Genomic DNA, 18,764 nt, shown 5'->3' with positions numbered 1-18,764 from the left:
AACCTCAAAGGTACACACAATATGCTTCTCATGCTATATTTCTTGTTTTAAGGCCGCTGTTTCTGCGGTTTGCAACAATTATTTTATACAGAAGGGCCTCCAATAAAACACCATACATCTTCTCGGCTTAGCAGTTATCTCTGCTTATTTTTTACTATTTTTGAAAAAAATATCACATTTCTTATGTCCAGTTTTACAAGAAACGCCTGGCTTGCTTCCTTCTTTTCTGTGATTATCATTGCGTGCACGCCCGGTAAAATTGCCACAACTACGAATAAAAAGCCTGGTGATGCGGGTAATTCAACAAACGCTACCAGAGATAATAACCTTGCAATGGGAAACCCAGGCAATGCCAGTACGAGTAATGACAACAATTACCTTATCATAAAACCACAATATGTATTATCGTACAGCAGAGAACGGAGTTCGGCCAATTGGGTAAGCTGGCATCTGAGCAGTGCATGGCTTGGCAATGCCGAAAGAACAGATCATTTCAGGGCAGACGAAACACTACCTAAAGACTGGTACAGGGTGCAGAGCGCTGACTACCTCAATTCTGGTTTTGACAGGGGCCACCTGTGCCCATCGGGTGACAGAACCGCAACAGTAGCAGATAATGACGCCACTTTTCTGATGACCAATATTGTTCCGCAGGCTCCTAAACTTAACCGGGGCTTGTGGGCTGACCTTGAAACCTACTGCCGAAAAACAACGGCCGAAGGCAACGAATTGTACATCATTGCAGGTGTACACGGTACTGCAGGAATAGGAACAGCCGGAGGCAAGAGTTTTACGCTTGATAACGGGAAAATGGCAGTACCTCAGAATTTCTGGAAGGTAATTGTAATGCTGCCTGACGGGCAAAACGATTTAAGCCGTATTAATGAACAAACCCGCATCATTGCTGTGTATATTCCGAACCGACAAACAGTATTAGACACCAAATGGGGAGAATACCGCCTAAGCGTAGATGACCTGGAGAAAATTACAGGTTATGATTTCTTATCGAACGTTCCTGCCAGAATTCAGGCCGTGATAGAAGCTGACGCCGATACAGGCCCCACGGAAAAAGTGTCGGTTATGAAACAATAAGCCAGTATTCAACCCAAAAACCTGACTCATGAAAAAAATATACTTTAACCTTTTACTGTCTTTTTTGTATCCGGCAATTGCCTTGGGGCAAACTTTTGAGTCATCTAACCTACCTATTATTTTTATCAATACCATGGGCACCCCCATTCTGGACGACCCCAAGGTAAAGGCCGAAATGAAAATTATTTATAACGGACCGGGTAAAACCAATAGTTTAAAAGATGCGCCTAATCATTACAATGGCTTTATTGGCGTTGAATACCGGGGGTCTTCTTCGCAGATGTTTCCTAAAAAAAGCCTGGGTATTGAGTTATGGGACGACAAAGGGAAATCAAAAGATGCCAGCCTGTTTGGAATGCCGGAGGAGTCAGACTGGATTCTGTTTGCCTCTTACAACGAAAAAAGCCTGATGCACAATGTACTGACCATGCATCTGGCAAGGCAAATGGGTATTTATGCCAGCAGAACCCAATATGTAGAAGTTTTTTTAAACGATACCTACATGGGCGTTTACGTATTTATGGAGAAAATTAAACGTGCGGCGGGCAGAGTAGATATAGCTAAATTGAAAGAAACCGACCTGAAAGGTGACGATATTACGGGTGGCTACATTTTTAAGGTAGATAAAACAACCGGTACCAGCCTTGGAGGCTGGACTTCGAGATACGTAAATAACCCTCCGGTTAATACCCGTACGTATTACCAGTATGAAGCGCCCAAATCTATAACAACTGAGCAAAAGGCTTATCTGAGCGAATATGTAAATACCGCCGAAGCCTCACTGAAGGCAGACAATTTCAGAGATAAAACCAATGGCTACCGGAAATATTTTGATACCCCCTCTTTTATCAGATTGTTTCTGGCAAACGAGATTTCAAAGAACGTGGATGGCTACCGCATCAGTACTTTTTTTTATAAAGATAAAGACAGCAAAGGCGGTAAAATAAAGGCAGGCCCGCCCTGGGACTATGATATTGCCTATGGCAACGGTAATTATTGCGGGGGAGACAGCTACCAGGGATTTTCTTATCAGTTTAATAATGTATGCCCGAACGACGGATTGCAAGTGCCTTTCTGGTGGGAACGTATGATGGAAGACTCTGCCTTTGTACGCGAACTGGGCGAAGAGTATAATTTCCAGCGGCAACATGGCGCTTTACAGCAAGACAAGATTTTCCAGTTCATTGATAGCCTGACAGTTGTTTTGCAGCAGCCTGCCAGGCGGAATTTTCAGAAGTGGCCCATATTGGGGGTATATGTTTGGCCACAACCCAATCCGATATCAAACAGTTGGAGTGGTGAGATAGAAGAACTAAAGTCATTCATTATCAACAGGCTTCAATGGCTTGATACCAACATGAAACAGCCCGGCAGCCTCACAATTACAGCTAACGAGCCATCTATAACAAGCAGTGTATCCATGCGGGTATATCCTAATCCTTTTCTTGATAAAATATACATTCATGTGCAGGCGCTCAGGGCTGAAAAAGCGCGTCTGTCGCTGATTGATATGCAGGGGAAAACACTTCTTAAAACAGAAGAAGCACTACAACCCGGCGAAAACCGGATTACTATTCAGATACCACAAAACCTGTACCTCAGCCATAGTGGATTATTGCAACTGGAAATAAATGGAAGCAAAATTGTGAAGAAAATAGCCCGCGAGTAGTTGTTAACTCAGATGTTTGTCGAAAATCATGTAGGTATGAGGGATTCCGTCCTCCACATAGTCATTGCCGGTTAGCCTGAAACCCAGAGATTGATAAAACTCCTCAAGGTATTTCTGCGCACCGATTTTAATTGGGGCTATTTCAAAACTACCAAGCACTTTGGCAATTGATTTCTCCATCAGCAATCTACCTACCCCGGTACCCCTGGCTTTAGGAGAAGTAACAACCCTGCCAATAGAAGTATAACCATCATAATAAACACTCTTTTCAAAAAGCCGCGTGTAAGCCAGCAGACTGCCGGCCTCATCGGTTATCATCAGATGCAAGGCCAACTGGTCTTTACCATCGGCATCTAAAAAAGGGCAGTTCTGTTCTACTATAAATACTTCCTGCCTCAATGCCAGTATGGTATAGAGCTCGTCAAGGGTCAACTCATAGAAAGGTATACATTTGATAGTAATTGATAAACCGGGCATATATATTTGCGCTTGGGTATAGAAAAAACAGTAAAAATGCTGCTCAATTTACATACACATCTTCTGAATAAACAAGCCGGAGAAGAGATAATTTTAAACCAGATTATCCCGGATTCGGAAGAGGATCTGGCTAACTTCGCCTTACCTGATACCCCCAACTGGCTGTCGGCAGGTATACACCCCTGGTATATAAATGAAAAATTATATGCACAGCAACTAAAAAAACTGGCTTATTTAGCGGCAGATCCGGCAGTAAAAATGATAGGTGAATGCGGACTTGACAGACTTAAGGGCGCGCCTCTGCCACTGCAGGAAGAGGTATTCATCAAACAAATCAGAATAGCCGAAGAACACCGCAAAGCATTAATTATTCATTGTGTAAGGTGCTTTAATGAACTTATTTCTATCAGAAAAATTGTGCGGCCGCGTGTCCCCATGATAGTGCACGGTTTTAATAATAATATTGAAATAGCCCGGCAACTGATAGAAAAAGGATTTTACTTGTCATTGGGCGGCGCTGTGTTGTCTGAGGAATCTAATGCCGTAAAAACTTTGCAAGAAATGCCATTAGAAAACCTTTTTCTGGAGACTGATGATAAGGAAATCCAGATTTCAGATATCTATCAGAAAGTATCTGAAGTGAAAGATGTTTCTGTAGAAGAATTGGAGAAAATAATATTTGATAATTATCTCACTATTACTTCACTTCAGTAGTTCGGTGGCTAAACATTCAAACGTTTTTTGTCTTAAAAATAGCCATTGTAATCGTCCTTACGGTCTGTATAAAAATAACAAAACCATTGTTTAAGTAACCGGTGTATGGGTTCAAAGTAATGGGTAAAAGGTTTAAAGTTTTATCAGCCAAAACGTTCATGGCCGTATTCAATTATAATTTTCATTACTTTTGCCACTTAAAAAAAGCATTAGATTAAGAACAATAAAAACATAATGAACAACGCGCAAACCTCATTAAGGACCGTCAACATAACCCGATATGTTACACCATTGCGTGAGGGCGGTTCGTTGCCTGCCATTGTAGAAGCAGACGACGATTTTCTGTATGTGCTGAAGTTCAGGGGTGCAGGGCAGGGTGTAAAAGCCCTCATTGCCGAACTGATAGGTGGAGAAATAGCCCGTGCATTAGGTTTACGAATGCCCGAAATGGTGTTTGCCAATCTGGACGCTGCCTTTGGCAGAACCGAACCCGACGAGGAAATCCAAGACCTGCTGCAAGCCAGTGTTGGCCTTAACTTAGGTGTACACTATTTATCAGGCGCTATTACATTTGACCCCGTTCTGAATGTCATAAACCCTGAATTGGCATCAGAAATTGTATGGCTTGACTGCCTGCTGACCAATGTAGACCGCACGGCACGTAATACCAATATGCTGATGTGGCACAAAGACCTTTGGCTGATTGACCACGGAGCTTCTTTGTATTTTCATCATTCGTGGGATAACTGGAAAGAGCAATCAGAACGCCCTTTTGTTCAGGTAAAAGATCACGTGCTGCTACCCTTTGCCTCTGAACTGGAAACTACTGATGAAAAATTCAGACAAATACTGACCCCTCAACGCATCAGAGCCATTGTAGCGCTGGTACCAGACGATTGGTTACAGGACCCTTCATTGACGGAATCGCCGGATGAACGACGCACTGTTTATGCCCAGTTTTTAAAATCGAGGGTTAATTACTCTCAAAACTTTGTAAAAGAAGCCCAGAATGCAAGAAAATCAATTATATGAATATGCCGTAATCCGGGTTGTGCCACGGGTAGAAAGAGAAGAATTCCTCAACGTGGGAGTCATTCTGTACTGCCCGTCAAAAGGCTTTCTACAGGCCTTGTACACACTTGACGAAGCACGTCTAAAGGCCTTTTCATGCAAACCCGAAGCAGCAGAACTACTTGAATACCTGCAAACCCTGGAACGTATCTGTAAAGGAGGCAAAAACAGCGGCCCCATCGGCGCCTTGCCTGTTGCGTCTCGTTTCAGATGGCTAACCGCCACCCGCAGCACGGTTATTCAGACATCCAGAATACACCCCGGCTTCTGTACAGACCCTCAGGAAACCCTACTAAAATTGTATAACCAACTGGTGCTGTAAGAGCCATAATCAGGCATATTTTTGCGATTATCGACAAAAAATCATGTTGCAGTAGTATAAGTGCCTTGTTTTCTTGTATTGAATCTTAGTTAACACTAAATTTATACCTTCACGTATTTAACCCCAAGAATTATCTACTATGACACCTTCTCGCAGAAAGTTCATTAAGGGTATTGGTGCGGCTTCGGTACTGATGGCCACCGAATCAATCGCCAAGCCGTTTAATATCATCAAGAGTTTAAAAATAAGTCCGAACGACAAAATCCGCATTGCAACTATCGGTTTGGGTATTCAGGGGCATTCTGATACCAAAGCAGCATTAAGAAACCCGGAGGCAGAACTGGTAGCCGCCGCAGATTTGTACGATGGCCGTTTGGTAAGAGGCAAAGAAGTTTACAATAAAGACCTTTTTACTACGCGCGATTACAGAGAAATTTTAGCCCGTAAAGATATTGACGCCGTTATTATTGCCACCCCTGACCACTGGCATGACCGGATTTCGATTGATGCCCTGAAAGCTGGCAAAGCTGTATACTGCGAAAAACCAATGGTACAGCACATTGACGAAGGCCGTGCCGTAATAGAAACGTGGCAGAAGACAGGCAAAACTATGCAGGTAGGCAGCCAGCCTATCAGTGGTGCAGCCTATGCAGAAGCACAAAGGCTGTTGCAGGCTGGTGAAATTGGCGAACTGAACTTCATTGAAGCCACCTATGACCGTTTCAGCGCTTTAGGAGCCTGGACCTATTCTATTCCGCCTGATGCTTCGGCGCAAACCATTGACTGGGACAGATTTCTGGGAGATGCCCCACGCAGACCATTTGATGCTACGCGCTTTTTCCGTTGGAGAAACTACCGTGACTATGGCACTGGTGTAGCAGGCGACTTGTTTGTGCACCTGATTACCGGTATGCACTACGCAACCGGAGCCATCGGGCCACACAGAATATTCTCGTCTGGCGAATTAAGCTACTGGAAAGACGGCCGCGATGTGCCGGACGTTATGGTAACTGTGCTGGACTACCCGGAAACTGAGAAGCATAAGAAATTCCAGGCAGTACTTCGTGTAAACTTTGCCAATGCAGGCGCTATTAAAAATGTAACCCGTGTGGTAGGTACCGAAGGCGAGATTCAGTGGAGCGCCAGCGGATTAACGCTTACTAAAAGAAAATTACCCAAAGCACCGGGCTATGGAAACGGCGAAAGTTTCCCGACCTTTGCAGAGGCTACACAAAAAGAGTTTCTGAAAGAATACAATGCTAAATATTCTGAAGCCGACAGAGTAACTGAACCGGTAAAAGAAATAAAATTTGATACGCCTGCCGGTGATGATGCTCATGCCAAACACTTCAAGAATTTCTTTGATAACATGCGCGCCAACAGTCAGAAAACCATAGAAGACCCGATTTTCGGTTTCCGTGCTGCGGCTCCGGCACTGGCTTGTAACCTTAGCTATTTTGATAACAGAATCGTTTACTGGGACCCTGTAACGATGAAATTGAAGAAGAAATAAGTTAAAGTTTCTCCCGTGCGACGGCCGCTCCTTGTTCAAGGAGGGGTGTCTGTTTTCTGACGTTGTCAGTAAATAGACAGGGTGGTGGTTGTTAAGCTTTAAAAAGGCGTTTACAACCACCTCCCTTAAAATCAATGAAAATCTAAATCCACCTATGAACCCCGCTATCATAAAAGAACTGGTTACTTTCAAAATGCCATTTGGCAAATATAAAGACCGGCTTATCTGTGACCTGCCCGAACATTATCTGCTGTGGTTTCAGAGAGAAGGTTTTCCGCCTGGTAAACTGGGCACCCTGCTGGCTACCATGTATGAAATAAAACTTAACGGACTGGAGTATCTGCTGAAACCGCTGAAGGAAAGAAAAATCTGAATCCAAAACTATTGGCCTGCCCCGGCTGTTATAGCCTAATAAAACTCATCTCATTTTTTTATGTCAGATAACACAACAATTATTCGCACTGCTTTAGTTACGGGCGGTTCGAAAGGCATTGGCTATGGTGTAGCAGAAGTACTTATTAAAGAAGGAATCAGGGTAGCTATTACCAGCAGAAGCAAAGAAGCGGCAGAAGCTGCGGCGGCAGAATTAAACAAAATTAAAGCCGGATACGCACTTCCGCTCGAATCTGATGTACGCAGTTTTGCATCACAGCAAAATGCAGTAAATACTGTTTTACAAACCTGGGGAAGGTTAGATTACGTTATTGCCAATGCAGGTGTAGGGCATCTGGTACCTTTTGAAAAGTTAAGTACTGAACAATGGCAAGAAACCATAGACATAAACCTGACGGGCGTATTTTTTACAGCAAAGGCAACCCTTGAAGCGCTTAAATCTTCTAAAGGATACTTTATTACCATTGCCAGCCTGGCCGGAGCCAATTTCTTCGATAAAGGAACAGCCTACAACGCCAGCAAATTCGGGCTGGTAGGTTTTACTCAGGCGCTTATGCTTGACCTCCGCCAGGAAGGCATCAAGGTTTCTACCATTATGCCCGGCTCGGTAGCTACGCATTTTAACAACCACACCCCGAGTGAAAAAGATGCCTGGAAGATTCAGCCTGAAGACATAGGGCAGATTGTTTCTGATTTAATAAAAATGCCTGCGCGCACCTTGCCAAGCAAAATAGAGGTAAGACCTTCAATGCCGCCAACCAAATAACCGGTTTCAGAAAGGCAGGGCGCGTCTCTGCCTTTTTTTATGATGATGGCAAAACAAAAAAAGGTCTGGCACAAATGCACCAGACCAATGGTAAGTTATAGTTTGCGTTTGTTTTTGCCAGTTTATTTTTCTTTGTAAATCTTACCCTCTTTCATTACAAGGGCAACATTCATCATTACTCTGGCATCTTTCAATGGGTCGCCTTCAACGGCAACTATGTCAGCCAGTTTCCCTTTTTCTATTGAGCCCAGTTCTGATTTCATGCCCAGTATCTCTGCATTTACAATTGTAGCGGCTTTGATGGCTTCCATCATTGGCATGCCACCTTCTACCATGTACTGAAACTCCTTAGCGTTATAGCCGTGCAAAAACACCCCTGCATCAGTTCCGAACGCCACTTTTACCCCTGCCTTATAAGCACGTGCAAAGGTTTCAGCAATCTGCTTTGATGTTTCAATGGCTTTAGGAACCACTAAGGGGTGATAGTATCCCGGTACTTTTGCCGAATCGCCGACAGTTTTGCCAGCAATGATGGTTGGCACATAATAAGCTCCATGTTTTTTAAATAGTTCAATGGCCTCATCGTCCATAAAAGTAGCGTGTTCTATGGTTGTAACACCTGCTTTTATGGCACGCTTCATGCCTTCTGCTCCGTGCGCATGCGCCGCCACATGAAACCCATAGTCTTTAGCCGTTGATACAATGGCCGAAATCTCATCTTCTGTAAACTGTGGGCCTTTGCCATTTTTTGCAATACTTAAAACACCGCCGGTGGCCGTTATCTTAATGGCATCGGCACCGTCTTTATATCGCTGGCGCACTGCCTGCCGCCCTTCTTCCGGGCTGTCTACTACTCCGTTGGTTACATAATCTGGTACCGAATAAGTATTGCTGATACCATTCGTAGGGTCTCCATGCCCACCGGTTGTTGCAATGGTTCTGCCAGATGTAAAAATTCTGGGGCCAACTACCAATCCTTTATTAATAGCATTACGGATAGAAATATTCACTCCGCTTCCGCCTAAATCTCTTACCGTAGTAAAACCAGCCATCAGGGTTGTATTGGCGTGCTTCTGCGCTTCATAGGCAATATCAGCCATATTCTGGCTCATGCGTTTCAGGTACTGGTCTTTACTGGTTTCGCTCTCTATGTGAACGTGCATGTCTATCCAACCCGGCATTACCGTACGGTTTTTCATGTTAACCACCTTATCGGCAGCCTGAGCAGTGGCGTAACCACTCTGGATATCAGTAATACGGTTTTTCTCTACCACAATTGTTATCTGCGACCTTGGCGTATTTCCGATACCATCAATAAGGGTACCGCAGTGAATCAGTGTGCGTTGTGCCAGCACCGGCGACGAAATACCAAGCACCAGCGCCAACAGGTAATTTTTTTTCATAGATGTTTCGTTTGTTCAGGTCAATAGAATCAAAAAAGCCTCTCCTTTAATGCAGAGAGGCTTTGCGCATATCAGTTTTTCGGAACCAACACGCCATTGGCTACAAATGTCAGTTCTGTTTTAGGCTCAGTAATCTTAGCTACTTCTTCTTTACTTTTACCGGCGTCTTCGGCATAGTGACGAAGCTCATCAACCGATGTAGTTTTAGTTTTGGCATTGCCCTCAAATACTACTGTTTTACCTGCTATGTCTTTAGGCACAAAAAAACCGTAGTCTTTAAAAGTAACACGCATGGTCTGGCCGTCGTCCATTTTCACTTTCATCCAGCAGCCTTTAACCTGGCATACCGACTCTACCACGCCTGTAACCTTGCCTTCAAATGCCGGGGTTACTTTAGCTTTTTTCTCAAGGTCTGAGGTTGCAATAGCGCCATCAGGATTGATTTTCTCACCAAAACTCTCATATTTCTGACCAAAAGACACATTAACGGCCAGCAAAATTGCTAAAATTGAAATTAGTTTTTTCATTGTCTGAAGTTTTATTTGCTCTTAAAATTTAGAAATTGTTTTCAACTTTCTAAATAACTGTCTGTTTAACTGCTGAACCAAATACTGCTCAGCAAGTTTAAATTTTCAATATTACAAAGTTATTATTTTTTATTACAATCCGGTACTATTTCACTAACCTTATTATGGCTTATAAATGTGGCAGGGTTACTACAAATATGCTGCCTTTACCAACCACGCTCTTTACTTCAATTTTACCCTGATGAATATCAATGATTCTGCGACACACCGACAACCCGATGCCATGCCCACGATACACCGCCGCATTTTGTGTTCGGTAAAAAGGCTCAAATATTTTGCTCAGCTCGCTTTCAGGTATTCCTATTCCGTTGTCTTTTACATCTACTATACATAGCTTCTGATTAAACTTTATTTTTACCTCAGCCTGGTTGTCGGAAGAGTACTTACAGGCATTGTCGAGCAAATTGGTAAACACCGTCAGCAAAAGTGTTTCGTTAGCATTCACGGTTACCCATTTGTCGTCATCCGGTATTTCATCAAAATCAACTACAATTTTAAAATTGGTGTTCAGCCCCAGCACCTCCTCCTGCGCCTTAAACAAAATTTCATCAATACGCGTGGGCCTCAGTGCCATATTGTCTTCCCGGTTTTCAGACTTGGCCAGTTGAAGCAAACCGTTGGTTAGCTGTATCAGCCTCTGGGTATCGGTGAGCAACGACCTCAGAATACTCTTGTACTCATCAGTAGTGCGGTCGTTCTCCAGCGCTATCTGAATTTCCGACTTCAGTGCCGCTAATGGTGTGCGGAGTTCATGCGACGCATTAGACACAAAACTTTTCTGCAATTGGAACGAAGTTTCAAGGCGCTCAAGCATCTGGTTAAAGTTGTTGGAAAGCTGAGCAATTTCATCCTTGTTATTACCGGTATTCAGTTTTCTTTTCAGGTTGTAAGCCGTGATGTTTGAAATCTCCTGATTGATTTCAGCAATGGGCTTCAGCGACTCGCCGGCAAAAATAATACCCAGTATAATGGTAAGCGTAATGCCTATTATAAAACTGATAATTAATGTATCGCGGACATTCTGCAGTTTTTCTTTACCATAAATATCATTGGCCTTAGCTATTACAACGTACGACTTGTTGTTTTCATCTGTATACAATGAGCCGGTTAACTGATTATCCCAGTCGTTTTTTTCAATGTACTTTTTTTGTCTTACCTGTTTCAGAAACGCCGGGCTATATAAGATAGAATCGGCCTCGTAGCTGGCATATACAAGTTCGTCTTTATCATTAAACATCAAAACTTTTTCTACATTCAGTTTACCTAAAATGGTTTTATTGGCGTCTCGTAGTTTCCTTTTATCTTTTTCGGTAATTTTCAGCTCTTTCAATAATTGAGCCGTTAATATCCCTCTGTCGTGCAAGCGGTTATAGAACTCTTGCTTACGGAAATTCTCAGAGGTATAGTACACTGCCAATGAAAATATAATAAGAATACAAGCGATTATTATGGTAAATTGTATTGCTATCTTGGTACGTATTTGCATATTTGGTCTTTAGTTTGGGTCATGGTGCAGAGCCTGACCAGCTACAAACGAAGTTTCTGAACAAAACTGAACCGAAATTTACTAAAGAATATGCAAATTCATGTAATTGATGCCGGACATTTCAAATTAGATGGTGGCGCAATGTTTGGTGTTGTACCCAAAACCTTATGGAGCAGACAGATACCGGCTGATGAACATAATTTGTGCAGCTGGATGATGCGTTGCCTGTTGGTAAACACAGGTACACAATTGATATTGATTGATAGTGGTATGGGTGATAAACAGGATGCCAAATGGCAGTCGTACTATTATAGGCATGGCGATGGCGATTTGATACAATCAATTAAAAAAGCAGGGTACTCGCCTACAGAAGTGACCGACGTGCTGTGCACGCATTTGCATTTTGACCATTGTGGTGGTGCTGTGAAATGGAACAGCAGCAAAGACAGGCTGGAACTGACGTTTCCGAACGCACGATATTGGACACACTCTGCTCACTGGGATTGGGCCATTAACCCCAACCCACGAGAAAAGGCCACCTTCTTAACAGAAAATATAATACCCATGCAGCAAACCGGCGCTTTGTGTTTTACAGATAAAGTTGAAAATGCTTTTGGGCAATCAATAGAACTGCTGTATGCCAATGGCCATACCGAAAAGATGATAATGCCTAAAATAAAACAGGGCAGTAATACGTATTTATTTATTGCAGACACTATTCCGTCTCACGCACATGTGCATGTGCCGTATGTAATGGGGTATGATATTCGCCCATTGGAAACCATGAGCGAAAAAGAACGGTTATTAAAGCAGGTGGTTGACAATAACTGGACGGTAATATTTGACCACGACCCTGTGCATGATGCTGCGTATATTCAGTTAACAGAGAAAGGATACAGGGTTGCCGAATTATTTAATTTATAGTTATTTTTGGTAGAGAAGCCGGAAGAAACAGTAGCAGGGGATATTCCGGTTAAAAATTTCACACAGATTATGAAAATAGGATTAGCATTATCAGGCGGTGGCAGCAGAGGATTTGCGCATTTAGGAGTTATTAAGGCATTAGACGAAATGGGCCTGAAACCATCAATGATTACCGGAACAAGCGCCGGCTCAATTGTAGGTGCACTTATTGCCGCAGGGCACACACCCGATTACATTTTTGACACCGTTACCTCTATAGGCATTTTCAGCCATTTAAAGTTTGCTTTTAACCGTTTTGGCTTGTTTAAATTAGAAAAAGCCGAAAATCTTTTTTTAAGGTTTCTGCCCGATAATTCTTTTGAAAGCCTCAAGATTCCACTCATTGTATGCGCAACAGATATAGAAAACGGCGAGCCGGTTTATTACAGTGAGGGAGAGCTCATTAAGCCAATTCTGGCTTCATGCTGCCTGCCGGGCATTTTTGAGCCGATGAAGTTTCAGGGCCGCCTGCTGATTGATGGCGGCATTACCGATAACCTGCCTGTTGGGCCGCTGAAAGACGCCTGCGACTTTGTAATTGGTGTGAATGTAATGCCTGTGAGCAGCAGTATGCCTATAAATTCGGTGAAAGATATACTGATGAAAAGTATTTTTCTGGCTATCAGAAACAATTCTGGCGAGCAACTGAAACGCTGCGATATAGCCATTGAACCGGCTGAAATTTACAGGTACGACGGCATGAATATGTCTAAGGCCAAAGAAATGTACACTTTAGGTTATGAATGCGCACTCCGCGAGCTGGAAGGTAAACTTTCGCAGGTACTCTGATTTATGTATTGCGTTGGATAATTTTTTCGTCAGCAAATCGTTAAAAAAAGGGTATTATTGCATCAGTAATCAGACTATCTGCCTTTAAATTAACTCATAAAGTGCAAAAACTTTCTATTTTTATACTCTTATTAGCTATTACAATCGGGTGTTCGCAGTTTAGTCAGTCGCCTACCAGCAAGGCATGGCATAACCTGAATGCACGTTTTAACTCTTTGATTATTGCCCGCGAAAACATGAAAGAAGCCGAAAAGGCCTTGTTTACAACCCGGGAAGAAAACTATAGCGCCCTCATACCCATTCTGTTGCCTATTGACTCTGTCAAGAGCCAGGCAGTGGCAACAAATCTGAAAGAAGTAATAGAAAAAACCTCTATGATTGCCGAAAGGCACTCTAACTCAAAGTATCTGGCTGAGGCCTACGTTTTACTGGGCAGAGCCCGATTAATGAAAGGCGATTTCGTTAATGCCATAGAGGTTTTCAAGTATGTTAACTCCACTACCAAAGATGAAACAGGCCGCCAGTCTGCACTAATCTGGTTGATGCGTGCTTACATTGAGCAGCGCGATTTTGTAACTGCCCTGAAAGTATCAGAGGTTGTACGTAATCTTGATTTAACCAAAGCTAACACCCGTGATTACTACCTGACCAAAGCATATTTGCACCAATATACCGGAGAACTGGCCACAGCTGCCGCCATTGCAGAAGAAGCACTAAAGCTGATGACCAAAAACGAACAAACGGCAAGAGTACATTATGCCGTGGGGCAAATGTATGATTTGATTGGCCAAAAAGCTAAAGCACTGCCCCATTACGCGGCCGTGGCAAAAAACCGCCCCAATTATGATATGGAGTTTTATGCTGGCATGAATGCCCTGCTTGATGAAGCCGTGGCACGCAGAGGCACAACAGCGGGCGTGCAGGAGAATTTTAAAAAAATGCTGGTTGACAGAAAAAATGCAGACCTGAAAGATAAAATTTATTTTACGATGGGTAATCTGGAAGTACAGAAAATGAATTACCCCAAAGCCATTGAGTATTACAACGCTTCTATTAAAAATTCTAAAGGCAACAGCGCACAAAATGCCTACACTTATCTGGAACTGGCCGAGCTCCACTACAACCAGCTACTAAAATATGAATTAGCCAGTTTGTATTATGACAGCACTCTGACGCTTTTGCCTAAAAATACTCCTGATTATGAACGTATTACCAGGCGGGCATCATCTTTGACCAGTTTTGTAACTTATCAGAAAGTGGTAGCTCTTGAAGACAGTCTGCAACGACTGGCCGCTATGAGCGCTGCCGATCTGGACAAGGCCTTAGAAAGGTCAATAGCGCAGAAGGAAGAAGAAGCCAGAAAAGCCAAAGAACTGGCCGACCAGCAAGCGCTAAAAAATGCCAATGCGGCAGTAGACAGGCTGTCTGACAGAGACCAAACCTTTAAGCGATGGATGCTCTATGACCCTATTGCCATTAACCGGAACAAGTCTGACTTTCAGCAGCTATGGGGCCCGAGGGTTTTGGAAGATAACTGGCGAAGACGCGACAAAGAAGCCGGAGCTATCAGCTTTGGTATTGAGCGTGGTACGGTTGGTAATCAACCCACCGGTAGTTCTGCTACAGGTGCCAGTAAGGTTTTGCAACAACAGACGGCAGACATAGCCGGTAAAGCATTGGCGGCCAAAAAACAGGAGCTATACGCAGGTTTACCTAATACGCCGGAAAAACTGGCTGCATCAAAACTGAAACAGGAAGAAGCCTATTATCAGTTGGGCAAAATATACAAGTTTCAGTTTAATGAACCTGATAACGCCATTACTACCTTCAAGACACTGCTTGAAAAGTTTCCGGCTACTGTGCATGAAGCAGAAGTATTATACCTGCTTAGCCTGAGTGCCGATAATCAGGAAAACAACCCATACCGCTCTGCTTTATTAATCAAATACCCTGCCTCTACTTATGCCCGGCAACTGATAAGAGGTAATGTAAATATTACAGAAGACACCGAATCAAAAGCTAACCTGGTTTACTCGCAGGCATTTAATCTGTATAGCAACGAAAGCTATTTATCTGCCCTTAAAATGGCCGAAGACGGGCTAATTACCTATACAGGCACCAGTATAGAAGATAAATTTGCCATGTTAAGAATTTTGCTGCTGGCCAAAACCGAGCAGAAAGAACTTTACCAACAGGCATTGAATGAATTTATTCAGGGCTACCCGTCAAGCAACCTGATGCCCAAAGCCAAAGAACTGATGGCGGTGCTGAGCAAAAAGTAAAACATCTATAACCTATAAATAAAATGATGAAACAAGAACCTGACATGCCTATCGGAGAGGATGATATGCATTCGCCCATTCTTGGTACCTGGCGAAATGTTTATATTGTGGTAGCTGGTATGCTTTTTATGACTATTATCCTTTTCTACTTTTTTACTACCTATTTTGCATGACTAACCTGGACTGGATTTTTTTAACCGTAACGCTTCTTTTTATTATAGTATATGGTGTCTATAAAAGCCACCGCGATAAAGATATTGAAGGATACCTGCTGGGCAACCAGTCGTTACCCTGGTATCATGTTGGTCTCTCGGTTATGGCTACGCAGGCCAGTGCCATTACGTTTCTTTCTACCACTGGGCAGGGCTTTGACGACGGCATGCGGTTTGTGCAGTTTTACTTCGGATTGCCATTGGCAATGATTGTGCTTTGTATAACGTTTATACCAATTTTTCATCGGCTGAAAGTCTACACAGCTTATGAGTATCTTGAACACCGCTTTGATGGAAAGGTTCGCATTTTTACGGCCTTTTTGTTTCTGATACAGCGTAGCCTTTCAACCGGTATATCCATTTATGCTCCGGCAATTATTTTATCAACCATTTTCAGATGGGATATTGTCTGGACCAACATCATTATGGGTGGGCTGGTACTAACGTATTCCGTAATTGGTGGCACCAAGGCTATTTCATATACCCATGTGCAGCAAATGCTTGTAATTACTGTAGCCATGTTTCTGGCTGGAGTCATTGTTTTGCAGATGCTGCCTGAAAACATAGGCCTGGTAAAAGCGCTTAAAATTGCGGGTAAATCCGGCCACATGAACATGGTTTCTTTTGAGTTTAACCCGAAAGACCGATACAATTTATGGTCAGGTTTAATCGGTGGATTTTTTCTGCAGCTTTCTTACTTCGGCACCGACCAGTCGCAGGTAGGCAGATATTTAACCGGAGAGTCTATCACCCAGAGCCGCCTGGGTTTAGTAATGAACGGCCTGTTGAAAGTACCCATGCAGTTTTTCATTTTGCTGGTTGGGGTTCTGGTTTTTGTGTTTTACCAATTTAATACGTCTCCGGTTTTTTTTAACAAGGTAGAGGTTGATAAACTCCGTGCCAGCCAATACGCCCCGCAGTTGCAGGCATTGGAAAAAGAACATGCCGTTATTTCTGAAAAAAAACAGCAATTACTGGCCAGAATGGGCGACGCCAACGACCAGCAGCTATTAGTTTACAAGGCCTCCCTGAAAGAATCAGACTCGCTTAGTAAAGACATAAAATCGAAGGTGGTGGGTTTAATAAAGAAAAACAATCCAAACGGTATTACCAACGACCGCGACTTTGTTTTTCTGCGCTTTGTTCTGGATTACCTGCCGCATGGCCTTATCGGCCTGCTTATTGCCGTTATTTTTGCGGCATCTATGGGTTCTATTGCATCGGCTTATAACTCAATGGCAGCTACCACGGTAGTAGACGTATACCGGAAATACGCCAAAACACCCCCCACCGAGAAAGCAGAATTGAGGGCATCAAAGGTTTCAACAGTATTATGGGGTATTTTTTGTATATTTGTTGCACAGTATGCCAGCGAACTGGGCAATATGATTGAGGTTGTTAACGTATTAGGCTCATTGTTCTATGGTATTATACTTGGTGTTTTTCTGGTAGCATTCTATTTCAAAAACATTGGTGGCACTGCTACCTTCTGGGGGGCAGTAATCAGCCAGGCAATTATTCTCGGAATCGGTATTCCGCAGGTAATATTGAAAAAAGAATGGATTGCCTACCTTTGGTTTAATCCCATTGGCTGTTTTCTGGTCATTGGTATAGCGTGGATGATTCAAAACTTATGGAAAAAAAGCGAATACTCATTGTCGAAGACGACCAACGCCTAGCTGAAAATATAAGCAAGGGGCTGGCAGAGAAAGATTTTGACACCTCTGTAGCCTTTGATGGACAGATAGGCCTTCGGCTGGCGTCAAGCGGTAAATATGACCTCATTATTCTGGATGTCAATTTACCTGTAATGAATGGCTATGAGGTTTGTGCCAGAATACGCGAAAAAGACAGCCAGATACCAATTATTATGCTGACTGCCCTTGGCGAAACTGACGACAAGATACTGGGCTTTGAAAAGGGCGCAGATGATTACATCGTAAAACCCTTTGAATACCGTGAATTGCTGGCTCGTGTAAATGTGTTTCTGAAAAGAGCCCATGCTGAAAGTGAAGCCAATGCCTCTAATATGCTGAAAATTGCCGACCTGGAGATTAATCTGGAAAGCAAGACGGCTTCAAGACAGAATACGAAAATTGAACTGACACCCAAAGAGTTTTCTTTGTTGGAATACCTGATACGAAACAAGGGCAAGGTGGTTTCAAAAGCTGAAATTGCCGAGAAAATTTGGGATGGCAACAATGCCGAAAACAGCCTGAACGTAATTGAGGTGTACATTAATTTTCTGCGTAAAAAAATAGACAAAGACTTTGAGCCCAAGCTGATACATACCAAAACAGGCATGGGCTATGTGCTGAAAGAAGACTAAGCCACAGGTGTAGTAAAATGGTACCCTACACCTTTTATTGTCATTAGTTCAATGGTTTCGTCTTCTTTCAGGTAGTCGCGTAGTTTGGTGATATACACATCAAGGTTGCGAGAATTAAAGAACGAATCATCTCCCCAGATCTTTAAAAGTATTTCTTTTCTGCTCACCGTAAAATTTCTGTTTTCAGAGAAAATCTTCAGCAATTCTGTTTCCCGGTAAGAGAGCTTCCGGCAATTATCATGAGTTCTTAATTCATACTTATGAGGGAAAAACTCAAACTTGCCCAGATGGATGCTTCCCTGTGGTGTAACAGCTTTAGAAAGAGACAAGGCAAGCAGATTATTGATTCTCACAATCAGCTCTTCCATACTGAATGGCTTACGGATGTAGTCATTACCGCCTGACTGGAAACCCTTTAGCACATCATCTGTCTGTGTCTTGGCAGTCAGAAATATAATAGGTATGGTAGGTTTTATAGCCCTTATTTCTGCGCCCAGCGTGTACCCGTCTTTATTGGGCAGCATTACATCAAGTACACAAATATCCGGTTTAAAGTGGTCAAATGCCTTTAATACCAGACTACCGTCTGTTACCATTTTTACCTCAAAGTCTCGGCTTTCAAGGCTTTCCTTCACTATCTTACCCAGAAAGGGTTCGTCTTCTACATATAATATTTTGGTTGCCATAGCTGAATCC

At 43.0% G+C, this 18,764-nt stretch carries 19 protein-coding genes; 14 read left to right on the top strand and 5 right to left on the bottom strand.

The features are described 5' to 3' along the window. Positions 1 to 183: 183 nt before the first annotated feature. Together MB380_RS03730 and MB380_RS03725 are read left to right on the top strand one after the other, a co-directional pair. The gene (locus MB380_RS03730; RefSeq protein ID WP_253533473.1) at positions 184 to 1,092 is read left to right on the top strand and encodes a DNA/RNA non-specific endonuclease; all 909 of its coding nucleotides are present in this window, start codon (positions 184 to 186) and stop codon (positions 1,090 to 1,092) included. A gap of 28 nt (positions 1,093 to 1,120) precedes the next feature. After that, positions 1,121 to 2,761: a CotH kinase family protein gene (locus tag MB380_RS03725; protein WP_253533471.1), complete on the top strand. Its 1,641-nt coding sequence runs from the start codon at positions 1,121 to 1,123 to the stop codon at positions 2,759 to 2,761. A gap of 3 nt (positions 2,762 to 2,764) precedes the next feature. Here MB380_RS03725 and MB380_RS03720 read toward each other — a convergent pair whose 3' ends face one another. Then, complete coding sequence (locus tag MB380_RS03720) at positions 2,765 to 3,238, bottom strand: GNAT family N-acetyltransferase (protein WP_253533469.1); 474 nt, start codon at positions 3,236 to 3,238, stop codon at positions 2,765 to 2,767. Between the two features lie 36 nt (positions 3,239 to 3,274). Between MB380_RS03720 and MB380_RS03715 the strand changes: the two genes are divergently transcribed. The 6 genes from MB380_RS03715 (at position 3,275) to MB380_RS03690 (ending at position 8,017) form a co-directional block, all read left to right on the top strand. Then, positions 3,275 to 3,952 (top strand): TatD family hydrolase, encoded by a 678-nt coding sequence (locus MB380_RS03715; protein WP_253533467.1) that lies wholly within the window; start codon positions 3,275 to 3,277, stop codon positions 3,950 to 3,952. Between the two features lie 234 nt (positions 3,953 to 4,186). Further along, the gene (locus MB380_RS03710) at positions 4,187 to 4,984 is read left to right on the top strand and encodes a HipA family kinase (RefSeq protein ID WP_253533465.1); all 798 of its coding nucleotides are present in this window, start codon (positions 4,187 to 4,189) and stop codon (positions 4,982 to 4,984) included. Continuing rightward, complete coding sequence (locus MB380_RS03705; RefSeq protein WP_253533463.1) at positions 4,962 to 5,345, top strand: DUF3037 domain-containing protein; 384 nt, start codon at positions 4,962 to 4,964, stop codon at positions 5,343 to 5,345. The genes MB380_RS03710 and MB380_RS03705 overlap by 23 nt, the downstream gene beginning before the upstream one ends. A 139-nt stretch (positions 5,346 to 5,484) precedes the next feature. Beyond that, positions 5,485 to 6,858, top strand: a complete 1,374-nt coding sequence (locus MB380_RS03700; RefSeq protein WP_253533461.1) for a Gfo/Idh/MocA family protein — start codon at positions 5,485 to 5,487, stop codon at positions 6,856 to 6,858. A 154-nt stretch (positions 6,859 to 7,012) separates the two neighbouring features. Beyond that, positions 7,013 to 7,231: a DUF3820 family protein gene (locus MB380_RS03695; protein WP_101727298.1), complete on the top strand. Its 219-nt coding sequence runs from the start codon at positions 7,013 to 7,015 to the stop codon at positions 7,229 to 7,231. Positions 7,232 to 7,291: 60 nt separating this feature from the next. Then, positions 7,292 to 8,017 (top strand): SDR family oxidoreductase, encoded by a 726-nt coding sequence (locus MB380_RS03690; RefSeq protein WP_253533459.1) that lies wholly within the window; start codon positions 7,292 to 7,294, stop codon positions 8,015 to 8,017. Positions 8,018 to 8,139: 122 nt separating this feature from the next. Here MB380_RS03690 and MB380_RS03685 read toward each other — a convergent pair whose 3' ends face one another. The 3 genes from MB380_RS03685 to MB380_RS03675 all read right to left on the bottom strand — a co-directional run bounded on the left by MB380_RS03685 (position 8,140) and on the right by MB380_RS03675 (position 11,493). Further along, complete coding sequence (locus MB380_RS03685) at positions 8,140 to 9,420, bottom strand: amidohydrolase family protein (protein WP_253533457.1); 1,281 nt, start codon at positions 9,418 to 9,420, stop codon at positions 8,140 to 8,142. A 71-nt stretch (positions 9,421 to 9,491) separates the two neighbouring features. Further along, positions 9,492 to 9,947 (bottom strand): DUF4920 domain-containing protein, encoded by a 456-nt coding sequence (locus MB380_RS03680; protein WP_253533455.1) that lies wholly within the window; start codon positions 9,945 to 9,947, stop codon positions 9,492 to 9,494. 169 nt (positions 9,948 to 10,116) lie between these two features. Then, positions 10,117 to 11,493: a HAMP domain-containing sensor histidine kinase gene (locus MB380_RS03675; RefSeq protein WP_253533453.1), complete on the bottom strand. Its 1,377-nt coding sequence runs from the start codon at positions 11,491 to 11,493 to the stop codon at positions 10,117 to 10,119. 90 nt (positions 11,494 to 11,583) lie between these two features. Here MB380_RS03675 and MB380_RS03670 point away from each other — a divergent pair, with 90 nt between their 5' ends. The 6 genes from MB380_RS03670 (at position 11,584) to MB380_RS03645 (ending at position 18,068) form a co-directional block, all read left to right on the top strand. Next, positions 11,584 to 12,417, top strand: a complete 834-nt coding sequence (locus MB380_RS03670) for an MBL fold metallo-hydrolase (RefSeq protein WP_253533451.1) — start codon at positions 11,584 to 11,586, stop codon at positions 12,415 to 12,417. Between the two features lie 69 nt (positions 12,418 to 12,486). Next, positions 12,487 to 13,245 (top strand): patatin-like phospholipase family protein, encoded by a 759-nt coding sequence (locus tag MB380_RS03665; protein ID WP_253533449.1) that lies wholly within the window; start codon positions 12,487 to 12,489, stop codon positions 13,243 to 13,245. 101 nt (positions 13,246 to 13,346) lie between these two features. Further along, the gene (locus MB380_RS03660; RefSeq protein ID WP_253533447.1) at positions 13,347 to 15,527 is read left to right on the top strand and encodes a tetratricopeptide repeat protein; all 2,181 of its coding nucleotides are present in this window, start codon (positions 13,347 to 13,349) and stop codon (positions 15,525 to 15,527) included. Between the two features lie 23 nt (positions 15,528 to 15,550). Further along, positions 15,551 to 15,700, top strand: a complete 150-nt coding sequence (locus MB380_RS03655; RefSeq protein ID WP_253533445.1) for a hypothetical protein — start codon at positions 15,551 to 15,553, stop codon at positions 15,698 to 15,700. Beyond that, positions 15,697 to 17,418 (top strand): sodium:solute symporter, encoded by a 1,722-nt coding sequence (locus tag MB380_RS03650; RefSeq protein ID WP_253533435.1) that lies wholly within the window; start codon positions 15,697 to 15,699, stop codon positions 17,416 to 17,418. Before MB380_RS03655 ends, MB380_RS03650 begins: the two co-directional genes overlap by 4 nt. Next, positions 17,373 to 18,068, top strand: coding sequence for a response regulator transcription factor (locus tag MB380_RS03645; protein ID WP_253533434.1), 696 nt, complete (start codon positions 17,373 to 17,375; stop codon positions 18,066 to 18,068). Before MB380_RS03650 ends, MB380_RS03645 begins: the two co-directional genes overlap by 46 nt. On the opposite strand, the gene MB380_RS03640 is transcribed toward MB380_RS03645, so the two are convergent. Then, positions 18,065 to 18,754, bottom strand: coding sequence for a response regulator transcription factor (locus MB380_RS03640; protein WP_253533432.1), 690 nt, complete (start codon positions 18,752 to 18,754; stop codon positions 18,065 to 18,067). The genes MB380_RS03645 and MB380_RS03640 overlap by 4 nt on opposite strands. Positions 18,755 to 18,764: the final 10 nt, after the last annotated feature.

Source organism: Emticicia sp. 21SJ11W-3 (genome assembly GCF_024138715.1).
Taxonomy (GTDB): domain Bacteria; phylum Bacteroidota; class Bacteroidia; order Cytophagales; family Spirosomataceae; genus Emticicia; species Emticicia fluvialis.
Note: the sequence above shows the minus strand (reverse complement) of the source record. Positions and strands in the feature narration are given on the sequence as shown.

Coding starts and splice junctions, on each gene's coding strand:
- MB380_RS03705 (WP_253533463.1), top strand. CDS start 4,962: ATGCAAGAAAATCAATTATATGAATATGCCGTAATCCGGGTTGTGCCA.
- MB380_RS03645 (WP_253533434.1), top strand. CDS start 17,373: ATGGAAAAAAAGCGAATACTCATTGTCGAAGACGACCAACGCCTAGCT.
- MB380_RS03730 (WP_253533473.1), top strand. CDS start 184: ATGTCCAGTTTTACAAGAAACGCCTGGCTTGCTTCCTTCTTTTCTGTG.
- MB380_RS03680 (WP_253533455.1), bottom strand. CDS start 9,947: ATGAAAAAACTAATTTCAATTTTAGCAATTTTGCTGGCCGTTAATGTG.
- MB380_RS03670 (WP_253533451.1), top strand. CDS start 11,584: ATGCAAATTCATGTAATTGATGCCGGACATTTCAAATTAGATGGTGGC.
- MB380_RS03725 (WP_253533471.1), top strand. CDS start 1,121: ATGAAAAAAATATACTTTAACCTTTTACTGTCTTTTTTGTATCCGGCA.
- MB380_RS03720 (WP_253533469.1), bottom strand. CDS start 3,238: ATGCCCGGTTTATCAATTACTATCAAATGTATACCTTTCTATGAGTTG.
- MB380_RS03640 (WP_253533432.1), bottom strand. CDS start 18,754: ATGGCAACCAAAATATTATATGTAGAAGACGAACCCTTTCTGGGTAAG.
- MB380_RS03685 (WP_253533457.1), bottom strand. CDS start 9,420: ATGAAAAAAAATTACCTGTTGGCGCTGGTGCTTGGTATTTCGTCGCCG.
- MB380_RS03690 (WP_253533459.1), top strand. CDS start 7,292: ATGTCAGATAACACAACAATTATTCGCACTGCTTTAGTTACGGGCGGT.
- MB380_RS03700 (WP_253533461.1), top strand. CDS start 5,485: ATGACACCTTCTCGCAGAAAGTTCATTAAGGGTATTGGTGCGGCTTCG.
- MB380_RS03710 (WP_253533465.1), top strand. CDS start 4,187: ATGAACAACGCGCAAACCTCATTAAGGACCGTCAACATAACCCGATAT.
- MB380_RS03655 (WP_253533445.1), top strand. CDS start 15,551: ATGATGAAACAAGAACCTGACATGCCTATCGGAGAGGATGATATGCAT.
- MB380_RS03665 (WP_253533449.1), top strand. CDS start 12,487: ATGAAAATAGGATTAGCATTATCAGGCGGTGGCAGCAGAGGATTTGCG.
- MB380_RS03715 (WP_253533467.1), top strand. CDS start 3,275: ATGCTGCTCAATTTACATACACATCTTCTGAATAAACAAGCCGGAGAA.
- MB380_RS03695 (WP_101727298.1), top strand. CDS start 7,013: ATGAACCCCGCTATCATAAAAGAACTGGTTACTTTCAAAATGCCATTT.
- MB380_RS03675 (WP_253533453.1), bottom strand. CDS start 11,493: ATGCAAATACGTACCAAGATAGCAATACAATTTACCATAATAATCGCT.
- MB380_RS03650 (WP_253533435.1), top strand. CDS start 15,697: ATGACTAACCTGGACTGGATTTTTTTAACCGTAACGCTTCTTTTTATT.